Origin of the sequence: Microbacterium testaceum (assembly GCF_001476285.1) — a bacterium.
In the GTDB taxonomy this organism is placed as follows: domain Bacteria; phylum Actinomycetota; class Actinomycetes; order Actinomycetales; family Microbacteriaceae; genus Microbacterium; species Microbacterium testaceum_B.
This window is the reverse complement of the sequence record NZ_LDRU01000132.1, coordinates 1-781: the sequence shown is the minus strand read 5'-3', so window position 1 is coordinate 781 and position 781 is coordinate 1. Positions and strand designations below refer to the sequence as shown.

Sequence of the window (781 nt, the reverse complement as noted above, 5' to 3'; positions counted from 1 at the left end):
TCGGGAACGACGCGACCTTCTCGCCGACCTCGTCGCGCCCGGCTCCCGGCCGCCCCGTCAACATACTCATTTCACCATCTTGTCACGCGCTCCTGAGGCGTCACCGAGGTGTTCGCGATGAGCTGCGGACTACGCTGTACCGGTGAGCACGCAAAGGGTTTTCGTCGCCCGCTTGGCGGGCTGCACGGTGTTCGATCCGGCGGGCGACCGCCTGGGGAAGGTGCGAGACGTCGTGGTGATCTACCGCGCGTCGGCCGCACCGCGCGTCGTGGGGCTCGTCGTCGAGATTCCCGGGCGCCGACATGTGTTCGTGTCCATCGGACGCGTCACCTCCATCCAGGCCGGTCAGGTCATCACGACCGGCCTCATCAATGTGCGCCGTTTCCAGCAGCGCGGCGGCGAAGTCCGGGTCATGGCCGAGATGCTCGGCCGCCGCGTGAGCCTGGTCGACGGCTCCGGCACGGCCGTCATCGAGGACGTCGCGATCGAGCGCAACCGGCTCGGCGAGTGGGACGTGGGCCAGCTCTTCCTCCGTCGTCCGCGCACGAGTGCGTCCCCCTTCGCGAAGGGCGCCACGACGTTCGCCGCGTGGACCGAGGTGCGAGAAAACCAGACGCCGGGCGAAGCGCAGTCGGCCGAACAGCTCGTCGCGACGTACTCCGAGCTCAAGCCGGCCGATCTCGCCAATACCCTGCTCGACCTCCCCGAGGAGCGCCTCATCGAGGTCGCCGAAGAGCTCAGCGACGATCGCCTCGCCGACGCCCTCGAAGAGATGCCCGAA

1 protein-coding gene is annotated in these 781 nt (G+C 68.5%); it reads left to right on the top strand.

Annotation, left to right across the window (positions count from 1 at the left end):
- Window positions 1-142 precede the first annotated feature (142 nt).
- A partial coding sequence (locus NS283_RS17770) for a PRC-barrel domain-containing protein (protein ID WP_193752711.1) occupies window positions 143-781 on the top strand: 639 nt, incomplete at its 3' end.